Origin of the sequence: Amycolatopsis decaplanina DSM 44594 (assembly GCF_000342005.1) — a bacterium.
In the GTDB taxonomy this organism is placed as follows: domain Bacteria; phylum Actinomycetota; class Actinomycetes; order Mycobacteriales; family Pseudonocardiaceae; genus Amycolatopsis; species Amycolatopsis decaplanina.
This window is the reverse complement of sequence record NZ_AOHO01000077.1, coordinates 265,289-284,507: the sequence shown is the minus strand read 5'-3', so window position 1 is coordinate 284,507 and position 19,219 is coordinate 265,289. Positions and strand designations below refer to the sequence as shown.

The window sequence follows — 19,219 nt, the reverse complement described above, 5'->3', positions numbered from 1 at the left end:
GAGATGTGGTGTCAAGATCACTAGCAGAGGCCCGACCCATACCCGCAACCGGCATCAAAGACAGGCTCTTAGACCTTGAGATCAGTGCCGGCGTGCCCGCTCGAGGGTGGATGAGAATGCCGGTTCTGATGCCGTGAAGGCCTCCTTCCCTACTGTGAGGATCAATGCCAGGAACTTAAGCGGCAGTGCCCGAGGTTTCTCAGACCGTCCATAAAGGACGCCTGCGGTGTCGAATTGTCCGATTGCTCATTATTTGCCCGTTTCCTCAAGTCCGTGAAGGCCTCCTTCAGGGACTCTGAGTCCCTCAAGGAGGCCTTCACGGACCCCACCAACCCTCGTCGGCGAACCATCAGTGCCTGAACGGGCGGTATCCACTGGAGTCGGACCGCCCGACCTGGGCGAACATTCCTGAAACGCGACCGCCCCACCGGCCTTAAGTTTCTGGCATTGACTGTGAGGGTAGGGAAGGAGGCCTTAACGGCATCTCAGGCACTGGCCGCGTCCACCACCGATCACACCAGCCTCGTCTGCAACGATTCGGTTAGCACACGAATCGCCACTCACGACCACCCCGAGGCCTCCGCAACAACCGTCCTCGCCACCCACAAGGCCAGGAGCGGGTGCCTGACGAGGTGAAGGGAACTTTCCCCTCACCGCACGCGCCGAAAGCCCCCTTCACCACAGCTGTGGCGGCTTCTCGCGAACGGCACAGGCTCGACGATGTCGCGAAAGCCACTTTCGAGACGTCCGACGTCGCGAAAGTGGCTTTCGCGACACCCGACGACGGCAAGCCCACGAGCGATCGGGCACGACACCTTTGCCCCACCCGTCGTTGGAACCCGAATCGCCACTCATGACCACCTCGGCCACCAGGCTCAGCCGTGGCGGCCGGTGTGCCAGGCGTGCCACGCGTAGGCCTGCGCGTCCGTGAGCGACGCCACCTGGTCGACGACCACGCGCAGGCGGGCCGCGTCGTCCGCGGCGGCTTCCCAAGCGGGCAGGAACAAGCCGTCCAGCGCGTCCGGCGCGCGGCGGCACAGCGCGCCGACCAGCTCGGCGAGCGTCTGACGCTGACCGTCCTGCATCGCGAGGCGCCGCTTGTCGCTCATCACGTACCGCAACGCGAGCGCCTTGAACAACGCGACCTCGGCCGCGACCTGCTCCGGGATGACCAGCCGCGCGGCGTAGCGGCTGAGCGGCCCCTCGCCATACACCTCCCTCGTCGCGCCGACCACCGCCGTCGCGAACCTGCCGACCAGCTCGCTCGTCAACCGCTTCAGCGCGACCTGCGCCTTGAGCGAGCCGTCGAGCCCCGGTTCGATGAGTTCGGAGACCACGGGCAGGTCGAGCAGTTCCTTCGCCGCACCCTCCAAAGTGGACCGGGATTGGTGCGAAAACCTCCGAGCCGCCTCGGCCACCGCCGCGCGTTCCTCCGCGTCGGCCAGTACCCGCAACGAGATCCGGCCCGCCAGCACCCCGTCCTCGACGTCGTGCACGGAGTACGCGACGTCGTCGGACCAGTCCATGATCTGCGCTTCCAGACAGGTGCGGCGGTCCGGCGCGCCCGCCCGGACCCACGCGAACACCTCGGCGTCGTCGGCGTAGACGCCGTACTTCGGATTGCCCTCTTCACGTGGCCACGGGTACTTCGTCGAGGCGTCGAGACAGGCACGGGTGAGGTTCAGCCCGCCCACGGCCCCGCCTTCGCGCAGGACCTTGGGCTCCAGCCTGGTCAGGATCCGCAACGTCTGCGCGTTGCCCTCGAAACCACCGCACGGCTGCGCGACCTCGTTCAGCGCGCGCTCGCCGTTGTGCCCGAACGGCGGGTGCCCGATGTCGTGCGCGAGGCCGGCGGTGTCCACCAGATCCGGGTCCGCGCCCAGTTCGTCCGCGATCCCCCTGCCGATCTGGGCGACCTCCAGCGAATGTGTCAGCCTCGTGCGGGGGACGCCGCTGACCTCGGCGCCTTCACCCGGGCCGACCACCTGCGTCTTGCCCGCCAGCCGCCGCAGGGCCGCCGAGTGCAGCACGCGTGCGCGATCACGGGCGAAGGCGCTTCGCCCGTCCTCGGCGCCTTCCAACGCCGCGCCCTTGGGCCGCTCGGGCAGCAGGCGCGCCCTGTCGGCCTCGGTGTAGGTGTCCACGCGACCAGCTTAAACGCGCTCACCGACACTTATCGGGTGTCAGACCTCGCCGGTACCGAACAGACTGTCCGCCGGCGACTTCGTGAGGCGGTAGTACAGCAGCGCGCCGGTCTCGCGGACGATGTAGCGCGCCTGTGTCTCGCGGGTCTGCACGATCGGGCCTCGATGGGTGGGCGACGTCCAGGTCTGGAGCCCGAGGTCGTCGGCCATCACCCGCGCGCGGAAGGAGTGCCACGGGTCGCTGACCAGCACGGCGGTCTTCCAGCCCCGATTCCGCACCTGATCGGCGACCGCACGGAGGCTCCGCAGGGTGTCACTGCCCTCACCGACCGGCAGCGTCGCCGACGCGGGGACGCCGCGTTTGCGCAGCCACTGCGCGCCCGCGTGCGCCTCGGTGTAGTTGTCGTCGGCCTTCTTTCCGCCCGCGGTGACGATCACCTTGGCGACGCCCTGGTCGTACAGCGTCTTCGCCTTGGCCAGCCGCGCCTGGAAGATCTCCGACGGCCTGCCGTTGTACTGGGCCGCGCCGAGCACCACGATGACGTCGGCCTGATCGCGCACGTCCTCCCGCGCGACCTGCCAGACCCGGAACGCCGTCCCGCCGATCACCGCGACGACGACCAGCAGGAACCCCGCCAGGATCCGGCGCACCCAGTTCGCGCGGGTGGGTTTGATCCTTTCGGCGGTACTCACGCGGGAGATTCTCGCAGAGCGGCGAGACGATCTCAGAGCCAGCCGTGCTCTTCGGCGAGCCGCACCGCCTCGGCCCGTGTCCGCGCCCCGGTCTTGCCCATCGCGGCCGAAAGATGGTTGCGCACGGTGCCTTCGGAAAGGTGCAGCGCGCGGGCGATGTCGGCCACCGTGCTGCCGTCCTTGGCGGCCTTGAGCACGTCGTGTTCGCGTCCGGTGAGCGGGCTCGCGCCGGTGGCGAGGGATTCGGCGGCGAGCGCCGGATCGACCACCCTGAGCCCGCCGTGGACCCTGCGGACGGCGTCGACGAGCTGCTCCGGCGGAGCGTCCTTGACCACGAATCCCGCGGCGCCCGCCGCCATCGCCCGCGAGAGGTAACCAGGCCTGCCGAAGGTGGTGCAGATGATGATCCGGCACAACGGGAGCGCACCGTGCAGCTCGGCGGCGGCTTCGAGACCGTCCTTGCCCGGCATCTGGACGTCGAGCAGCGCCACGTCCGGGGTGGTCTCCTTCGCCCGTTGAAGCACTTCGTCACCCGAGCCGACTTGGGCGACCACCTCGATGTCGGTTTCGAGGCCGAGCACGGTGGCCAACGCCCCGCGCACCATCGCCTGGTCGTCGGCGAGCAGGACCCGGATCACGCGCAGCCTCCAGCCGGTTCGGTGAGCGGCGCCCGCGCGCCGCTCCGCACGGCGGACTCCGGTACCTCCGCGCGGACGAGCCATCCTCCCGCAGAAGGCGCCGTGGCAGTCAAGGTTCCGCCGACCTCGTCCAGCCGTTCGGTGAGCCCGCGCAGCCCGTTCCCCGCGGCGACCTCGCCGCCGTCACCGTCGTCCTCGATCTCCAGCCAGGTCTTGCCGAGGCGGACCTTGACCCGCTTCGCCCCGGAATGCCGGATCACGTTCGTGACCGCCTCCCGCAGCACGTACCCGAAGGTCCGCTGCAGGGCGGGGTCGACGTTGTCCACCGCGTGCGGCAGGTCCGCGTCGATCTCGGCCGCCCGCAACGCCGCCCGCGCCCCGGCGACCTCCGCCGACAGCGACACTTCGCGATACTCGGAGACCGTGGCGCGGATGTCCGAGAGGGCGCTGCGGGTCAGGTTCTCGACGTCGGTGATCTCCTGGAGAGCGCGCGGGTCGTCCTTGCCGCTCTCCAGGATCCGGCGGGCGAGCCCGGCCTTGACCGTGATGGTGGTGAGACTGTGGCCGAGGATGTCGTGCAGATCCCGCGCCAGTCGCTCGCGTTCACCCGCCACCGCGAGCGTCGCGATCTCCCGGTTCGCCGCCTCCAGCTTCCGCACCGCGCGGACCAGGTTCGCCATGAAGAACATCGCCGCCGTGATCGAGGTGACGGCCACGAGATCCCCGAAGTCGTCCTTCCCGAGCGCCAGGTGGACGCCCAGCACCAGCAACAAGGCCCCGCCGTCCAGGATCAGCGCCCACGCCGGGGGCAGTGTGAAGGCCAGCACCGCCGTCGCGTAGATCAGGATGTATGGGTTGTTGTCGTGCAGGAAGACCAAGGTGAGGCCGATGAGCAGCATCACTACCGAAAAGAAGTAGGTCGTCTTCCGCCGGGAAGGGCGCAACGTGAGCGGGAACAGCACGTAGCAGGCACCGTAGAGGAGCAAGAGAGCGGTGATCACGAGCTCTTCCACGGTGACCCCGTCGGTGGTCAGCTCGACCACCGTGGGGATGAAGCTCGGCAGGATGAAGGCGATCCCGAGTACGGCCCACCGCCACGGCCGGGGCCCCCTCCCGGTCCGCGGCGGCATGTCCGACCACCAGTTCTCACGGTTGTTCAAGCCCGTCTGCACCCTGCCCGGGTAGTTCTTCACCTGGTCACCTTTTCTCAGACCCGCGCACTGTCCTTACGGTAACGCCTGATCACCAGCGCCCCGAGGACGGCGGTCCACGCCGCCAGCACGCCGAGCGCGGCCGGGAGACTCACCGTGAGATGGTCGGTGACGACCGGGCGGACCAGCTGGATCAGCCAGTACGTCGGCGTCACCTGGGCGATGTCGGCCATCCACGACGGCATCCCGTCGATGGGGATCCACAGGCCGCCGAGGAAGCCCATGCCCATCATGACGATCATGTTCAGCGGCTGCATCGACTCCGGGGTGCCGAACTGGCCCAGCAACAGACCGAGCAGCACCAGAGGGATCGCGCCGAGCCAGATGCCCAGCACCAGCCGCAGCCAGCCCGCGGCGTCGAGGTGGACACCCTGGACCAGGACGCCGACCAGGGGAACGACCAGCAGCGACGGAAGCGCGACGAGCATCGCCGACAGTGCCTTGCCACCGAGGTAGCCGGTGCCGGTCAACGGGGTCAGCCGCAGCTGGCGCTGCCAGCCCGTGGACCGCTCGATGGCCAGTTTCGCGCCGCTCGTCATCGCGGCGGAGAAGGTTCCGAAGGCCATCATGTTGACCATGATCACCCCGGAGATGTCCACGTTGGCGGTGCTGAAAACGTTGGCCTGCAACAGGAACATCAGCACCGGGAAGGCGACCGCGAAGAACACGAACCGCGTCGAGCGGAAGGTTCGGACGATCTCGGTCTTGAGATAGGTCGGGTTCATCGGACGGCTTCCTCGGCGTTCTCGGTGTCGTCGGTGGTCAGGGAAAGGAACGCGCCTTCGAGGCCGACGGCGCTGATCTCGATGTCGTGTGCTTCGGGGACTTCGGTCATCAGGGCCCGCAGCGTGACGTCGGAATCGGAACTGGAGATCGCGACGCGGCCGCCGCGGAGTTCGAACCCGGTGATCGCGGGCAGCCCCGCGATCACCGGTTCCGCCGCCGCGGGCACCGCCGCGCGGATCGTGCGTCCCCCTGCCAGCGCACGGACCTGCGCGACCGAACCGTCCGCGACGATCCGCCCCGACCGCATCAGCACCACACGGTCGGCGAACTCTTCGGCCTCTTCGAGATAGTGGGTGGCGAACAGGACCGTGCGGCCGGAGTTCGTGTACTCGTACATCGACTTCCAGAACTCGCGGCGCGTGCCGACGTCCATCGCGGCGGTCGGCTCGTCGAGGATCAGCAGATCGGGATCGCTCACGAGCGCGACGGCGAACCGCACGCGCTGCTTCTGCCCGCCGGAAAGCTTGGTGGAGCGCCGGTTCGCGAGATCCTCGATCCCGGCGCGGCGCAGCGCCTCCCGCACGGGCATCGGCTCGCGGTGCAGCGCCGCGACCATGCCGACCGTCTCGGCGACCGTGAGATCCTCGACCAGCGCGCCGCCCTGCAGCATCGCGCCGATCATCCCGTCGCCGACCGCGTCACCCGGCTCGCGTCCGAAGACGGTCACGCTGCCACTGTCGGGCAAGGACAGGCCCAGGATCATGTCGACGGTCGTGGATTTGCCCGCGCCGTTGGGGCCGAGGAGCGCGACCACCTCGCCCGGCGCGATCGTCAGGTCCACGCCGTCGACGGCGTGGACGTCGCCGTAATGCTTACGCAGGCCGGAAAGCCGTACCGCCGCCCCCGCGGTGATGTCTTGTTCTCGCATGCCTGAAGCTTGTCGCGCCAGGGCGTCCCGTCCGTGGGCCGCGCGTCATGACCTGAGGGTGACAGTTGTCAGGGGTGGACTTCCCCAGCGGGCAGGGGCGGCTCACCCACGATGCCGATGTGACGGTAGAGGCAGGTGTCGTGACCTGGTGGCGGGCCTCGTGAGTGGTTAGGACGGTTAGAACCGTCCTAACCACTCACGAGCCCCACCGCGGTCCGCCGCTCAGGTCGCCTGAAGTACGTGAAGGCCCCCTTCATTGCGCTAGACGCAATGAAGGGGGCCTTCACGTACTTCCGACGGTGTCTCAGGCGCCGATCAGGCGACCCGCCAGGTAGGACTCCAGTTTGTCGATCGCGACCCGTTCCTGCGCCATGGTGTCGCGCTCCCGCACGGTCACCGCGTGGTCGTTGAGCGAGTCGAAGTCGACGGTGACGCAGTACGGCGTGCCGATCTCGTCCTGGCGCCGGTAGCGGCGGCCGATCGCGCCGGCGTCGTCGAAGTCGGTGTTCCAGTGCTTTCGCAGCGCCGCCGCGACGTCGCGCGCCTTCGGCGTGAGATCGGCGTTGCGGGACAACGGGAGGACGGCGACCTTGAACGGCGCGAGCCGGTAGTCCAGCTTGAGCACCGCGCGGGTGTCGGTGCTGCCCTTGGCGTTCGGCACCTCTTCCTCGTGGTAGGCGTCGACGAGGAACGCCATCATCGACCGGCCGACACCGGCCGCGGGCTCGATGACGAACGGGCGGAACCGCTGCTTCGTGGCCTGGTCGAAGAACGACAGGTCCACACCGGAGTGGTTCGAGTGCGTCGTGAGGTCGAAGTCGGTGCGGTTCGCGATGCCTTCGAGCTCGCCCCATTCCTGGCCCGCGTTGAACGCGAAGCGGTACTCGATGTCGACGGTGCGCTTCGAGTAGTGGGAGAGCTTTTCCTTCGGGTGCTCGTAGAGGCGGAGGTTGTCCGCCTTGATGCCGAGGTCCTTGTACCACTCGGTGCGCGCGTCGATCCAGTACTGGTGCCAGGTCTCGTCCTCGCCCGGCTCGACGAAGAACTCCATCTCCATCTGCTCGAACTCGCGCGTGCGGAAGATGAAGTTGCCCGGCGTGATCTCGTTCCGGAACGACTTGCCGATCTGGCCGATGCCGAACGGCGGCTTCTTGCGCGCCGCGGTCTGCACGTTGAGGAAGTTGATGAAGATGCCCTGCGCGGTCTCCGGGCGGAGGTAGTGCACGCCTTCCTCGGACTCGACCGGGCCGAGGTAGGTCTTGAGCATCATGTTGAAGTCACGCGGCGCGGTGTACTGCCCGCGGGTGCCGCAGTTCGGGCACGGCACCTCGGACAGGTCGTCCTCGGACACCTCCTTGCCCGACCGGGCGGAGAAGTCCTCGGCCAGCTGGTCGGCGCGGAAACGCTTGTGGCAGGAGAGACATTCGATCAGCGGGTCGGTGAAGACGTCGAGGTGACCCGACGCGACCCACACCTGGCGCGGCAGGATCACCGAGGAGTCGAGGCCGACGACGTCGTCGCGGCTCTGCACGACGGTCTTCCACCACTGGCGCTTGATGTTGTCCTTGAGTTCGACACCGAGGGGCCCGTAGTCCCACGCCGACTTGGTACCGCCGTAGATCTCTCCACACGGGAAAACGAAGCCTCGACGCTTGCACAGGCTGACGACGGTCTCAATGGTGTTGGCGGGCACTCCACGCTCCGAAGCATGCGGGGACGGGTATGGACTAGAAGGACAAGACTAACCGCCCGTCCCCGCACGACCTCCGGCGAGGTTGGAACCGCTCAGGGCCTGCTGACCAACGAGGCGGTGACGATGCGGTTGTCCTCGTAACCGTCGGTCCCGCCGACGTACTCGCCACCACAGGTGACCAGCACCAGCCGATGCGGCCCGTCCGGTCCGAACAGCTTCTCCGCCTGCTCGGCCAGCTTCGTCTTGTGCACGGTGACGATCTCGCCGATCTTGTAGACCCACTTGCCGCCGTCGGTGTCGACGAGATCGACCTCTTGACCGGTCTTGAGCCGCCACAGTTCGTCGAACGGCCCCTTCTTGCCCTTCCAGTTCACGTGCCCGGAAAGCAGGGAAGCGCCCTGGTCGGCGCCCAGTTTCGCACCCCACCAGGTGGCTTCGTCGAGCCCCTCGGGGATGGGGAGGGTCCCGTCCGCGGTCAGTTCCTTGCGGATCAGTTTCGCCGTGCCGCCACCGGGAAGTTTGACCGTGCCGGGCGCCTGGCCCGTCTCGGCCGGGGCTTCGGGCGTCTGCACCGCCGACGTGTTCGCCTGGTCCTGGGCGGCCGCGACGACCGGATCACTCTTTTCAGTGAACACAAGCCCGGTGAATACGAACACCGCGACCACGGCCGCCACCACGAAGATCGCGCTACAGGCGAGGATCCACCCCAGGCCGGAGCGCTTCTTCGGCTGTTCCTCGCTCGCCGCGGCGGTCTCGTTCACGTCAAACCGTCCCACCATCGGGTATTACTCCTTGCTCGCGTCAAGCCGCCGGAGCGGCCGGTGTCGCTAGACACGCGACGTGAGCCGAGAGAGGTTGCACCGACTTCAGGCGGGCGGCCCGGAAACGAGAGTCGCGACGATGACCCTGTTGTCCCGGTAGCCGTCCGTCCCGCCGAGGTAGTCACCGCCGCAGGTGACCAGGACCAGCCGGTGCGGCCCGCTCTGCGCGAACAACTTCGCCGCCTGCGCGGGCAGGTCGTTCTTGTGCATGGTGACGACCTCGCGCACGCGATAGACCCAGATACCGCCCGTCGCGTCGCTGACGGCGACCTCCTGCCCCTCGCGCATCCGCCACAGCTCGTCGAACGGCCCTTTGACGCCGCCCCAGTTGACGTGCCCGGAGATCAGCGCCGTGCCCGCTTCGGCGCCGAGCCGCGCACCCCACCAGGCCGCGTCGCCGAGCCCGCGCGGGACCGGGAGGACACCGTCGGAGTTGACTTCGGAGCGGACGAGTTTCGCCGATCCGCCTTCGGGCAGGCGGATGGTGCCGGGCCGCTGCCCGCGCTTCGCACTGTCCGCGGGCAGAGCCAAGGGAGCACCGTCTTCGCCCGGCATGACCGCGGGTTCCGCGAACGAAGCCGCCGGTTCCGGCGGGATCCAGGTCAGCACGATCACGCCCGCTGAGATGGCGAGCGCGGAGACGACGGCAGAAAGTGCCGCCAGCCAGGGCCGCACGGCGCCGCTACTTCTCCCGTACCGGAGCGGGCTCACGACGGCGGAAGAGCAGCATGGCCGCGGCGCCGATCACGATGCCGCCACCCAGCAGTCCGAGCCCGACCACGGTCCGCGTCGAGTCGGCGGCCTGCGGCGGGACACCGCCCGCGGGCACGATCCCCGGCACCGCGGGCTGCTCGGGCGCCGCGCCCGGTCCCGTGCCGCCGGCGGGCTTCGCCACGAAGTTCTTCGGGATCGCGCAGCTCACGCCGCCGAGCACGATCGTCGTGCGGGCCTCGCGCAGGTCCTTGCCGTCCTCGTCGCGCACGTGCGTGACGATGTCCAGTTTCCAGCCCGCCACCGCGGTCACGTCACCGCTGCGCCAGCCGTCCTGCCGGATGAGCTGATCGAAGGCGGTCACCCGGGACACGGTCAGGTCGGAGGTGGTCTTTCCCTTGTCGATGCTCTCGTTCTTGACCAGCGACGGCGGGCCGAGTTTGAGCCCCTTGACGTCGACGCCCGAAGCGCCGGACGGCTTGAGCGCGCCGGATTCGTCCCGCACCCAGATCTTGCTCACGCTCGTCGACGACGTCGCCTTGCTCGGCGAGGAGCAGTCGACGGCGCTCTTCGCACCTTCGAGCACCAGCACGGTGTTGTCGGCGGGCTTCGCGCCGCCACGCCCGTTGTCGATCAGGGCGTAGTTGCTCTCCGCGACCGCTGTCGGGACCGTGGTCTGCTGCAACGCGGCGATCACGTTGTGGTCGCGGCTGGCGATACCGGGCGGGTACGGGCTCTGCGCGCCGTAGCGGCCCAGGTTGATGTCCCATTTGTCGCCGAAGGTGTTTCGCTCTTCGACACGCGGGACGACGGTGCGGTCCGGGGAGAGTTTCGACTGGCCGGGCGTCAGCGGCGAACGCTGGGTCTCGGTGATCAGCGATCCCGGATTCCCGATGCGCACCGACGCCACGTTCGCGAACGACACGGGGCCCGTCTTCTCATCGACGGCCTGCGTCGTCTGCGCCGAGGCGAGCCCCGGAACCGACGCCAAAGCGACGGCCGCCGTCACGGCGGCCAGCTTCGTCACGAAACGAGTCATGTCTCCCCACTGCCTCTCCGGGCCCTCAGAGCGCGGTCGTCAGCGTACGAGAAGCGACGAAACGCTCCGCGACAACCTTGCACCGTTGGCGACCACATGCGAAGTGGAATGGTCATTTCTTCGCGAAGTCACCCGAATGGAGCAGTAACGGCACCGCCAGGTGGTCGCCCGGTCGGCGAACAGACCACTAGGGACGGGAACACTAAGATGGGCTGGACTGTTACTGGCAATGACTTCGGAAATCATGATGGACTTGGAGGCGGCGATGGCTACGGTGACCCCGGACTCGGCCGCCCCGGGCTTCACGGAAGACCCCGGACCGCATTCGTCGGCCCGTCCCCCCGCCGCACCCGCCGCGTCGGCTTCGCCCGCCGTCCTCGCGGACGCGGGCGACCTGCTCAGGGCGCTCGCCGCGCCCGTGCGCATCGCCATCGTCCTGCAACTGCGTAGCGCGGACAGGTGCGTACACGAACTGGTGGACACACTCGATGTCGCGCAGCCGCTGATCAGCCAGCACCTGCGGGTACTGAAGACAGCGGGTGTCGTACAGGGTGAGCGACGCGGCCGTGAGGTGGTGTACCGGCTGGTCGACGATCACCTTGCGCATATCGTGGTGGACGCCGTAGCCCACGTTCAGGAGGGGAAGTGAGCATGAGTCCGACGACGGCCAACAGTTCCGCGCCGGTGCCGGGACGCCGGTCGACGAAACAGCGGGCCGCCGTGGTCGAGCTGCTCAAGGAGATCGACGACTTCCGTTCCGCCCAGGAACTGCACGACGAGCTGCGCAAACGCGGCGACGGTATCGGCCTCACGACGGTGTACCGGACGCTGCAGTCGCTCTCGGAGGCGGGCGAGATCGACGTCCTGCGCACCGACACCGGCGAGGCCATCTACCGGCGTTGCTCCTCGCACCACCACCATCACCTGGTGTGCCGGCTCTGCGGCAGCACCGTCGAGGTCGAGGGACCGGCCGTGGAGCGGTGGGCGGAGAAGATCGCCATGGAGCACGGCTTCTCCGACATCAGCCACACCGTGGAGATCGTCGGGACCTGCTCCAACCACTGACGCGCTGTGCGTCTCGTGAGTGGTAAGGACGGTTAGAACCGTCCTTACCACTCACGAGGCGACGCATCGGTTCAGTACTCGTAAGGGTCCTTCGGCGCCGGCACCTGCCGCACCGAGGTGAGTGTCAAGTCCGGCATGTAGCTGTTCTCCCGCACCGCGGTGCCCGGCACGACCGTCCCGGTGACCTCCAGCCAGGTGTCGTTGCCGAACCTCGACGCGCCCTCGCCCACCAGCCGCACGGTGATCGGGAACGCGTCGGCCGCGCAGCAGCCGATGACCATCCTGGCCAGCATCGTGTTGCCCTCGTTGTGCACGACGAACCCGGACAACCGCACCGTGCGCCCGTTCAGGGTCCCGCTCTTGTCCCAACCCGCCCGGCTGACGAACTCGTTGACCTCCAGCGGCACCACGTCCCCGGCGGGCAGGGGCGGGAAGGCGGCCGCGTTGCTCGCCGAAGCGCTTTGCGGCGCCCGTGCCTCGGTCCGCGTCACCGAGTCGGCACCCAGCGCGGGCGGCGCGACCAGGAACACGGCCAGCACCGGCACCATCAGCAGCCAGGCCGAACGGGTGTTGTGCTCGTGCGCGTGGACGTCGCCCGCGGAGACGGCGGCGGCACGGGCGGCCAGCAGATCGCGGACGATCGCGACCGCGCCCAGCGCGACCATCACCGCGCCGCCCGCGATGATCCACGGCTGCTGCGCGGGTTTGACGTAACGCAGGTAGTCGCCGTTGATCGTGATCTTGAGCAGCGCACCGCCGAGCAGGATCAGCAGGATGTTCTGGGTCTCGCGTTTCACGCGCCACCTCCGAGGATGAGCACGCCGGAGACGACGGCGCAGGACAACGCGACGACGAACGTCACCGGCGCGAACCTCAGCGCGAAGGATTTGCCGAAGGTGCCGGTCTGCAGGGCGAAGAGCTTCACGTCGATCGCGGGACCGACCACCAGGAACACCAGCTTCGGCAGCAACGGCATCGCGGTCAGCGACGCGGCGACGAAGGCGTCGGCCTCACTGCACAGCGCCAGCACGACGGCGAGCACGGCCATCACCAGCACCCCGAGCACGATCTGCTCCCCCAGCACGCCGAACCACTTGGCGGGCACCAGCACGTTCATCGCGGCGGCGATCATCGCGCCGAGCACGAGGAATCCGCCCGCCTCGACCAAGTCCGCCCGCGCGGTTTCGGCGAAGGTCTTCCAGCGCGAACCGCGCTGAACCTCCGGAAGCCGTCGCAAAGCCCGTTCCGCGATCCAGTCGAGCTTGCCCCACTTCGCCCACAGCCAGCCCATCACCATCGCCGTGGCGAGCGAACCGGCGAACCGGGCGAACACCATCTCCGGGTTCGCGGGGAACGCCACCGCGGTGGCGACCAGGACCACCGGGTTCACCGCGGGCGCGGCCAGCAGGAACGTCAGGGCGGCCGCGGGTGCGACACCCTGGCCGATCAGCCGCCGCGCCACCGGCACCGACGCGCATTCGCAACCCGGCAGGGCGACACCCGCCAGGCCCGCGACACCGACCGCCGCGCCTGCCCGGCGAGGGAGCACCTTCTCCAGCACCCGCGCGGGCACGAACGCCGCGATCGCACCGCTGATCAGCACCCCGAGCACCAGGAACGGCAGCGCCTGCACACAGACGGCGACGAACACCGTCGAGCCGGTCCGCAGGGCGGGCACGTCGAACACCTGCTGGAGCCAGCTCTGCCCGAGGATCGCGATCAGCAGGATCGCGCAGAGCACCTCGATCGAGGTGATCTTGAACCGCCGGGCCGGCTTCTTCTCCGGGGCGCTTCTGGAAATGGTTTCCATGCGCGAGATGATGCCAGGTGACCCTGCGTTCCGGTCGTCACTCCCCGGGGCCAATGCCCAGAAGATCGCCGCGCAGCTGCGACGCGGTGGACACGACCAGCATGAGCAGCGTTCCGAGCGGCGAAGGGTCCATGCCCTCGGCCGGGAACGCGTACCTCAGCGTGATGTCGATCCCCTTCTCCGAACGCACGACACCGAGCGTCCCGAACAGGCCCTGTCCGGCGCGTTCCGCCGCCGAGGCCGCGATCGCCGGATCGTCCGGCAGGTCCCAGGCGACGACGCAGGTCAGGCTCAGCACGGTCAGCCCTTCGGCCAGCCGGGTCGCCTGGATGACGCACGGGACGTCCGCGTGCGAGAAGGTCAGCGCGCCGTCGTCGTCGACGTGGACTTCGAGATAGCGCTCCAGGGCTTCCCGTGCCGACGTCAGCAACGCCGCCGTGTCCGCTGCTTCGGTGGTCATGCGGTCCCTTCGGAAGCCTTGTCGACGGCTCCGCCGAAGCGGCGGTCCCGTTTCGCGAACTCGAGGCACGCCCGCCACAGGTGGGTGCGGTCGAAGTCGGGGAAGAGCGTGTCCTGGTAGACCATCTCGGCGTAGGCCGACTGCCAGAGCAGGAAGTTCGACGTCCGCTGTTCCCCCGACGGCCGCAGGAACAGGTCCACGTCCGGCATCTCGGGCTGGTACAGGTACTTGCCGATGGTCTTCTCGGTGACCTTGTCCGGGTTCAGCTTCCCGTCGGCGACGTCCTGGGCGATCCGGCGCATGGCGTCGCCCAGTTCGGCACGTCCGCCGTAGTTGACGCACATGGTCATGTTCAGCGCCGTGTTGTGTTTCGTCTTCTCCTCGGCGACCTGCAGTTCCTTGATGACGCTCGCCCACAGCTTGGGACGGCGGCCCGCCCAGCGGATGCGGACGCCGATCGAACCGAGGTAGTCGACCTGGCGGCGGATGGTGTCGCGGTTGAAGCCCATCAGGAAGCGGACCTCTTCCGGGCTCCGCTTCCAGTTCTCCGTGGAGAAGGCGTACACCGACAGCCATTTGACGCCCAGCTCCACGGCACCGCTGGCGACGTCGATCATCACCGCTTCACCGCGTTTGTGGCCTTCGATCCGCGGCAGTCCCCGCTGGTTGGCCCAGCGGCCGTTGCCGTCCATCACCAGCGCCACATGCTTCGGGAGGAGTTCCTTGGGGATCTCCGGCGGCCGGGCACCGGACGGATGCGGCTCCGGCGCGCGAAGTTCGAATTGTGACGCCTTGTTCTCGCGTCCCCTGCGCAGCACCTTCGAGCCTCCTGATCGAGTGAACCTGTGCCTGCGACCCTACTGCGCCGGCGTGGCGCCCTCCCGCGCACGCCTCTCCACCAGCGGCAGCGACCGCAACTGGCGCTCCAGATGCCACTGCAGATGCGCCGCGACCAGGCCGGACGCGTCCCGCCGCGGCACGGGCTGCGACGCTTCGGCCACCGGCCACTCGCCGTGCAGGAGCGCCGCGAGCAGGGTCAGCACCTCGTGGGAGGGATGGACACAGCCGGGGACCCGGCAATCCGGGCACATCGAGCCGCCGGCGGACACGCTGAACGCCTTGTGCGGTCCCGGCAGGCCGCATCGGGCGCATTCCGTGATCGCGGGCGCCCAGCCTGCGTACGCCATGGCCCGCAGGAAGAAGGCGTCGAGGATGAGGGAACTGTCCCGTTCGCCGCCCGCGAGTGCGCGCAGGGCGCCGACGACGAGCATGTAGAGCTTGAGCACCGGTTCGCCCTCTTCGGCGGACAACCGGTCCGCGGTCTCGGCGATGGCGCTCGCGGCGGTGTAGCGCTGGTAGTCGGCCACCAGCGGCAGCGCGAAGGCGTCGACCGTCTCGACCTGGGTGATCACGTCGAGGGAGCGGCCTGTGTAGAACTGCACGTCGACGTGCCCGAACGGCTCCAACCGCGCCCCGAAGCGCGATGACGTCCGACGCACGCCTTTCGCGACCGCACGGACCTTGCCGTGCCGCCGCGTGAGCAGGGTGACGATCCGGTCGGCCTCACCCAGCTTGTGCGTCCGCAACACCACTCCGGTGTCGCGATAGAGGTTCACCACCCCGACATCGTCCCACCCGGGACCGACATCGGGGCGGTGCGCCCCGGAATCAGCAGTAGCGGCCGTAGCAGCTCGGCACGGACGCGGCCGCGACGATCGAGATGATGATCATCACGATGGCGAAGAGACAGCCGAGGCCACCGATGATCGACGCGATCATGCACATGGTCCTCGTCGACCTCGACGCGTCCGCGGCGGCGGCGTAGTTGCCCTGCATCTTGTAGGTGTTGACCTCGTTGGACTTCATGATCGCGAAGATCGCGATGATCCAGCAGAGGAAGATGCAGCCGATCGCCCAGCCCTTGTAGTCCTTGATGGCGTTGATGTCGCCACCGCCACCGGGCATGCCGCCCGGCGCACCGTAGGGAGACGGCGCGCCGTACGGGGCGGGCTGGCCATAAGGAGCGGGCATGCCACCGGACGGCGGACCATAGCCAGGCTGCTGTCCGTAGGGCTGCTGCTGGCCATAGGGGTTGGTCATTGAATTGGTCCTCGTTGTTCTTTCGTCTGCGGTGGGGCTAGATGCTCGCGGCGACCAGGATGATCCAGAGAAGGGAGAACAGGCAGCCGACGCCGCCGATGATCGAGGCGATCATGCACATGGTCTTCGTCGACTTCGACGCGTCCATGGCGGCGGCGTAGTTGCCCTGCATCTTGTAGGTGTTGACCTCGTTGGACTTCATGATCGCGAAGATCGCGATGATCCAGCAGAGGAAGATGCAGCCGATCGCCCAGCCCTTGTAGTCCGGGATCGAGTTGATGTCGCCACCGCCGGGCATGCCGCCCGGAGCGCCGTACGGCGCGGGCTGGCCGTACGGTGCGGGCTGACCGTAGGGCGCCGGCTGGCCGTACGGCATCGGGTTCGCGCCGGAAGGCTGGCCGTACGGCGCGGGCGTGGCGCCGGACGGGGGTCCGTATCCGGGCTGAGGCTGCTGGCCATAGGGCTGCTGCTGGCCGTAGCCGGGCTGCTGGCCGTACGGGTTCGTCATCGGGTTCCCCACTTTTGTCGTGCTTCCCGACGGGTGGATCCCGCCGGTCGTTCCTTACTGCTGCGGTGTTCCGGGGCCGTTCGGCCCATCCGCTCCGGGCAACTGCTGCCTCAGCTGCTCCGGGGTGATCTTCTGCGTCGGCTCGGCTTCGTCGAACCCGGACGGCGCCGGTTGCGGCTGCCCCGGGCGGAGGACCTGGGTCGGCTCGGCCTCGCTCAGGGCCGGTTCAGGCTGGGACTCCGGAGACGGCTGCGCGGTTCCCTGCGGCTGCTGCCCGAACGGCTGCGGCTGTTGCTGCTGGGACTGCTGGCCGAACTGGCCCTGCTGCTGCGGCGCGCCGAACGGCTGCTGCGGCGGCTGCTGGCCGAACGGCGAAGGCTGCGCGGGGAACGACGGCGAAGACGGCGGCGGCGCCGGGAATCCCGGGGTCTGGCCGAACGGCGCCGACGCGGGCGCGGCGGCGGCTTCGCCCGGGACGACGACGGTGCTGAGGATCTTGTCGGCGAACGTCTGCTTCTTCTGGTCCCACAGCGGCCAGAGGTAACCGAGGCCGCAGACCCAGCCGTCCAGGTTGTGGCACAGGTCCCGGACGAAGGCCATCAGCGGGCCGATCGGCTGGCCGTCGCTCTCACGGACGAGCTTGATGTTCACCATCTTCTTGCCGAGCGACTGGCCGGTGGTGCCCATCTTGATCCACCGGTTGTAGACGGTCCAGCCGAGGCCCGCGAGGTAGCCGATGGCGGAGATGATGCCGCCGATGAGCGAATTCGCGTTCGTGGCGATGATGGCGCCGATGATCGGGAGCACGACGATCGGCGCGAAGTCGATCAGGGTCCCGGCCGCGCGCAGGCCCCAGTGGGCGTAGTCGGTTTGCGGGCCGAACTGGGAGGCCGGGCCGAACGGCGACTGCTGGCCCTGCTGCCCGAACGGCGACGACTGCTGCGGCTGCTGCCCGAACGGCGACTGCTGCTGCGCGCCGAACGGCTGCTGCGGTTGCTGCGGCTGCTGGCCGAAGGGCGACTGCTGTTGCGACTGCTGGCCGAAGGGTGAGGACGGCTGCTCGCCGGAAGCCTGCTGGCCGAACGGCGAAGGCTGGTCCCCCTGAGGCTGCGCGGGCTGCTGGCCGAACGGCGAAGGCTGGTCACCCTGCGGAGGCTGTTGCCCGAACGGCGAGGGCTGCTCTCCCGATGGCGGCTGTCCGAACGGCTGCTGCGGCTGCGGTGACTGCTGCTGCCCGTCCCCCGGCGGAGGCCCGGATCCGGGCGGCGGCTGCTGTCCCGGCGGCTGCTGGCCGTAGGGAGTGGTCATCGAAATCCCCTCGCTGGTTCCTCGCCCCTGGCGCACGGGGCCTCGTGCGGCGACCCGGGCTGAATGTACGGCATGGGTACGCGCCGAGCAGACCGGTGCGCGGGAGCGTACTCGGTACCACCGACGATCCGGGCCTCGGCCCGGTACTCAGACGTAGAGCGAGGTGAACGGGGCGAAGGGCAGGTTACGGATGACGAACCAGACGACGAACACGACACCGAACGCGAGCGGCGTCCAGCGCCAGTGCAGCCAGCTGTTCACCGCACGGCCGCGGAGCCTGCCGACCGCCCAGGCGACGGTGCTCCAGACGAGCAGCAGAACGACCACAAAGGACACCGCGTTGTAGTGCAGCGCGGCGGGGATGTCCCCGTGCAGCGCGCTGTAGACCATGCGCATGCCACCGCAGCCGGGACAGGCGATACCCAGCAGCGCCTTGGTGGGACAGACCGGAAGCGGCCCGCCCGGAGTGGTGGGATCGCCCAGCCAGAGGACGACGCAGCCCGCCGCGGCGCCGGCGGCGACGGCCAGGGGCGGTCCCAGCGCGCGGGTCCGTGCTTTGAACCCGCGCGCCGGGAATCCCGTGTAGACGGACGTCGTCACGGCGTGAAGCTTCCCGCCGACGCGCCGATGATGACCATCACCACGATGAAGATGATGTACAGCAGGAAAAGACCACCGGTGGCGATCGCTCCCCACATGGACCACTTCTTCGCGTCGTCGGCGGCCTTCTGGGCTTCGGCGTGGAAGCCCTGCGACCACAACGTCTGCACCTGGCTCGACTTCACGATCGCCACGATACCCAGCGGCAAGCAGCACAACACCGTGCAGAGGATGGCCCACACCAGGTTGTTGTCCGGCGGAGGACCGTAGTTCGGCATGCCGCCGTAATACGGTTGCTGCGGCGGTGGCCCGCCCGGAGGCGGGTAGTTCGGGTACTGGTCGGTCATGAGGTCTCCCCCTCGATCGCCGGGATCAGCGGTAGTTGTTCACGTCCACCGAGGCCGCGAAGACACCCAGGACGACGACGAGGACAACGTACAGAACGATGAGCACGCCACCGACGATCGCCGCGATGATCGACCACTTCTTGGCGGCGTCGGCCGCTTCCTGCGCCGCGGCGGGCTGACCCTGCGCCCAGAGGGTGTTCACCTGGTTCGCCTTGACGATGGCGACGATGCCGAAGGGCAGGCAGCACAGGATCGTGGTGAGGATGGCCCACACCAGGTTGTTGTTGGGCGGCGGGCCGGGGTTGTTGAAGCCGCCACCGCCCTGAGGGTCGCCGGAGTAGTTGGGCAGGCCCTGGTTGTCGGTCATTTACCGCTTTCCCTTCACGAATGAGATGTGGAAATCGACCCGGGCGCCCG

General features: G+C 68.6%; 23 protein-coding genes. 2 read left to right on the top strand and 21 right to left on the bottom strand.

The window, feature by feature from the left end; all coding sequences use genetic code 11:
* Positions 1-875: 875 nt before the first annotated feature.
* The 10 genes from H074_RS35270 to H074_RS35225 form a co-directional block, all read right to left on the bottom strand.
* Positions 876-2,144 (bottom strand): deoxyguanosinetriphosphate triphosphohydrolase, encoded by a 1,269-nt coding sequence (locus H074_RS35270; RefSeq protein WP_007034880.1) that lies wholly within the window; start codon positions 2,142-2,144, stop codon positions 876-878.
* A 39-nt stretch (positions 2,145-2,183) separates the two neighbouring features.
* Positions 2,184-2,837 carry a YdcF family protein gene (locus H074_RS35265; RefSeq protein WP_007034879.1) on the bottom strand — a complete coding sequence of 218 codons (654 nt, stop codon included), beginning with the start codon at positions 2,835-2,837 and terminating at the stop codon, positions 2,184-2,186.
* 32 nt (positions 2,838-2,869) lie between these two features.
* The gene (locus tag H074_RS35260; protein WP_007034878.1) at positions 2,870-3,475 is read right to left on the bottom strand and encodes a response regulator transcription factor; all 606 of its coding nucleotides are present in this window, start codon (positions 3,473-3,475) and stop codon (positions 2,870-2,872) included.
* Positions 3,472-4,668, bottom strand: coding sequence for a sensor histidine kinase (locus tag H074_RS35255; protein WP_007034877.1), 1,197 nt, complete (start codon positions 4,666-4,668; stop codon positions 3,472-3,474). Before H074_RS35255 ends, H074_RS35260 begins: the two co-directional genes overlap by 4 nt.
* A gap of 14 nt (positions 4,669-4,682) precedes the next feature.
* The gene (locus H074_RS35250) at positions 4,683-5,411 is read right to left on the bottom strand and encodes an ABC transporter permease (protein ID WP_007034876.1); all 729 of its coding nucleotides are present in this window, start codon (positions 5,409-5,411) and stop codon (positions 4,683-4,685) included.
* Entirely contained in the window at positions 5,408-6,340 is a 933-nt protein-coding gene (locus H074_RS35245) for an ABC transporter ATP-binding protein (RefSeq protein ID WP_007034875.1), read from the bottom strand. The genes H074_RS35250 and H074_RS35245 overlap by 4 nt, the downstream gene beginning before the upstream one ends.
* Positions 6,341-6,644: 304 nt before the next feature.
* Positions 6,645-8,033: a glycine--tRNA ligase gene (locus tag H074_RS35240; protein ID WP_007034874.1), complete on the bottom strand. Its 1,389-nt coding sequence runs from the start codon at positions 8,031-8,033 to the stop codon at positions 6,645-6,647.
* Positions 8,034-8,125: 92 nt separating this feature from the next.
* Positions 8,126-8,812 (bottom strand): class F sortase, encoded by a 687-nt coding sequence (locus H074_RS35235; protein WP_007034873.1) that lies wholly within the window; start codon positions 8,810-8,812, stop codon positions 8,126-8,128.
* 87 nt (positions 8,813-8,899) lie between these two features.
* Positions 8,900-9,529, bottom strand: coding sequence for a class F sortase (locus H074_RS35230; protein ID WP_007034872.1), 630 nt, complete (start codon positions 9,527-9,529; stop codon positions 8,900-8,902).
* A gap of 7 nt (positions 9,530-9,536) precedes the next feature.
* Positions 9,537-10,604: a hypothetical protein gene (locus H074_RS35225; protein ID WP_007034871.1), complete on the bottom strand. Its 1,068-nt coding sequence runs from the start codon at positions 10,602-10,604 to the stop codon at positions 9,537-9,539.
* Between the two features lie 265 nt (positions 10,605-10,869).
* Here H074_RS35225 and H074_RS35220 point away from each other — a divergent pair, with 265 nt between their 5' ends.
* On the top strand, positions 10,870-11,253 hold the full coding sequence (locus H074_RS35220; RefSeq protein WP_039924190.1) for an ArsR/SmtB family transcription factor: 384 nt from the start codon (positions 10,870-10,872) through the stop codon (positions 11,251-11,253).
* 2 nt (positions 11,254-11,255) lie between these two features.
* The gene (locus tag H074_RS35215; protein ID WP_007034869.1) at positions 11,256-11,669 is read left to right on the top strand and encodes a Fur family transcriptional regulator; all 414 of its coding nucleotides are present in this window, start codon (positions 11,256-11,258) and stop codon (positions 11,667-11,669) included.
* Positions 11,670-11,740: 71 nt separating this feature from the next.
* On the opposite strand, the gene H074_RS35210 is transcribed toward H074_RS35215, so the two are convergent.
* The 11 genes from H074_RS35210 to H074_RS35160 form a co-directional block, all read right to left on the bottom strand.
* Entirely contained in the window at positions 11,741-12,466 is a 726-nt protein-coding gene (locus H074_RS35210) for a TIGR03943 family putative permease subunit (protein ID WP_007034868.1), read from the bottom strand.
* On the bottom strand, positions 12,463-13,479 hold the full coding sequence (locus H074_RS35205) for a permease (protein ID WP_007034867.1): 1,017 nt from the start codon (positions 13,477-13,479) through the stop codon (positions 12,463-12,465). The genes H074_RS35210 and H074_RS35205 overlap by 4 nt, the downstream gene beginning before the upstream one ends.
* A 37-nt stretch (positions 13,480-13,516) precedes the next feature.
* A complete protein-coding gene (locus H074_RS35200; protein WP_007034866.1) occupies positions 13,517-13,939 on the bottom strand; it encodes a hypothetical protein in 423 nt (140 codons plus the stop codon).
* The gene (locus H074_RS35195; RefSeq protein WP_007034865.1) at positions 13,936-14,757 is read right to left on the bottom strand and encodes an isoprenyl transferase; all 822 of its coding nucleotides are present in this window, start codon (positions 14,755-14,757) and stop codon (positions 13,936-13,938) included. The genes H074_RS35200 and H074_RS35195 overlap by 4 nt, the downstream gene beginning before the upstream one ends.
* A 39-nt stretch (positions 14,758-14,796) precedes the next feature.
* Positions 14,797-15,558, bottom strand: coding sequence for a DNA repair protein RecO (recO, locus tag H074_RS35190; RefSeq protein WP_007034864.1), 762 nt, complete (start codon positions 15,556-15,558; stop codon positions 14,797-14,799).
* 49 nt (positions 15,559-15,607) lie between these two features.
* Entirely contained in the window at positions 15,608-16,039 is a 432-nt protein-coding gene (locus tag H074_RS35185; RefSeq protein ID WP_039924138.1) for a CD225/dispanin family protein, read from the bottom strand.
* Between the two features lie 37 nt (positions 16,040-16,076).
* Positions 16,077-16,547 (bottom strand): CD225/dispanin family protein, encoded by a 471-nt coding sequence (locus H074_RS35180; RefSeq protein ID WP_007034862.1) that lies wholly within the window; start codon positions 16,545-16,547, stop codon positions 16,077-16,079.
* Between the two features lie 54 nt (positions 16,548-16,601).
* Positions 16,602-17,855 (bottom strand): RDD family protein, encoded by a 1,254-nt coding sequence (locus tag H074_RS41830; protein WP_007034861.1) that lies wholly within the window; start codon positions 17,853-17,855, stop codon positions 16,602-16,604.
* Between the two features lie 147 nt (positions 17,856-18,002).
* Entirely contained in the window at positions 18,003-18,455 is a 453-nt protein-coding gene (locus H074_RS35170) for a DUF2752 domain-containing protein (RefSeq protein ID WP_007034860.1), read from the bottom strand.
* On the bottom strand, positions 18,452-18,802 hold the full coding sequence (locus tag H074_RS35165; protein WP_007034859.1) for a CD225/dispanin family protein: 351 nt from the start codon (positions 18,800-18,802) through the stop codon (positions 18,452-18,454). Before H074_RS35165 ends, H074_RS35170 begins: the two co-directional genes overlap by 4 nt.
* Positions 18,803-18,827: 25 nt before the next feature.
* Positions 18,828-19,169, bottom strand: coding sequence for a CD225/dispanin family protein (locus tag H074_RS35160; protein ID WP_007034858.1), 342 nt, complete (start codon positions 19,167-19,169; stop codon positions 18,828-18,830).
* Between the last annotated feature and the right edge of the window lie 50 nt (positions 19,170-19,219).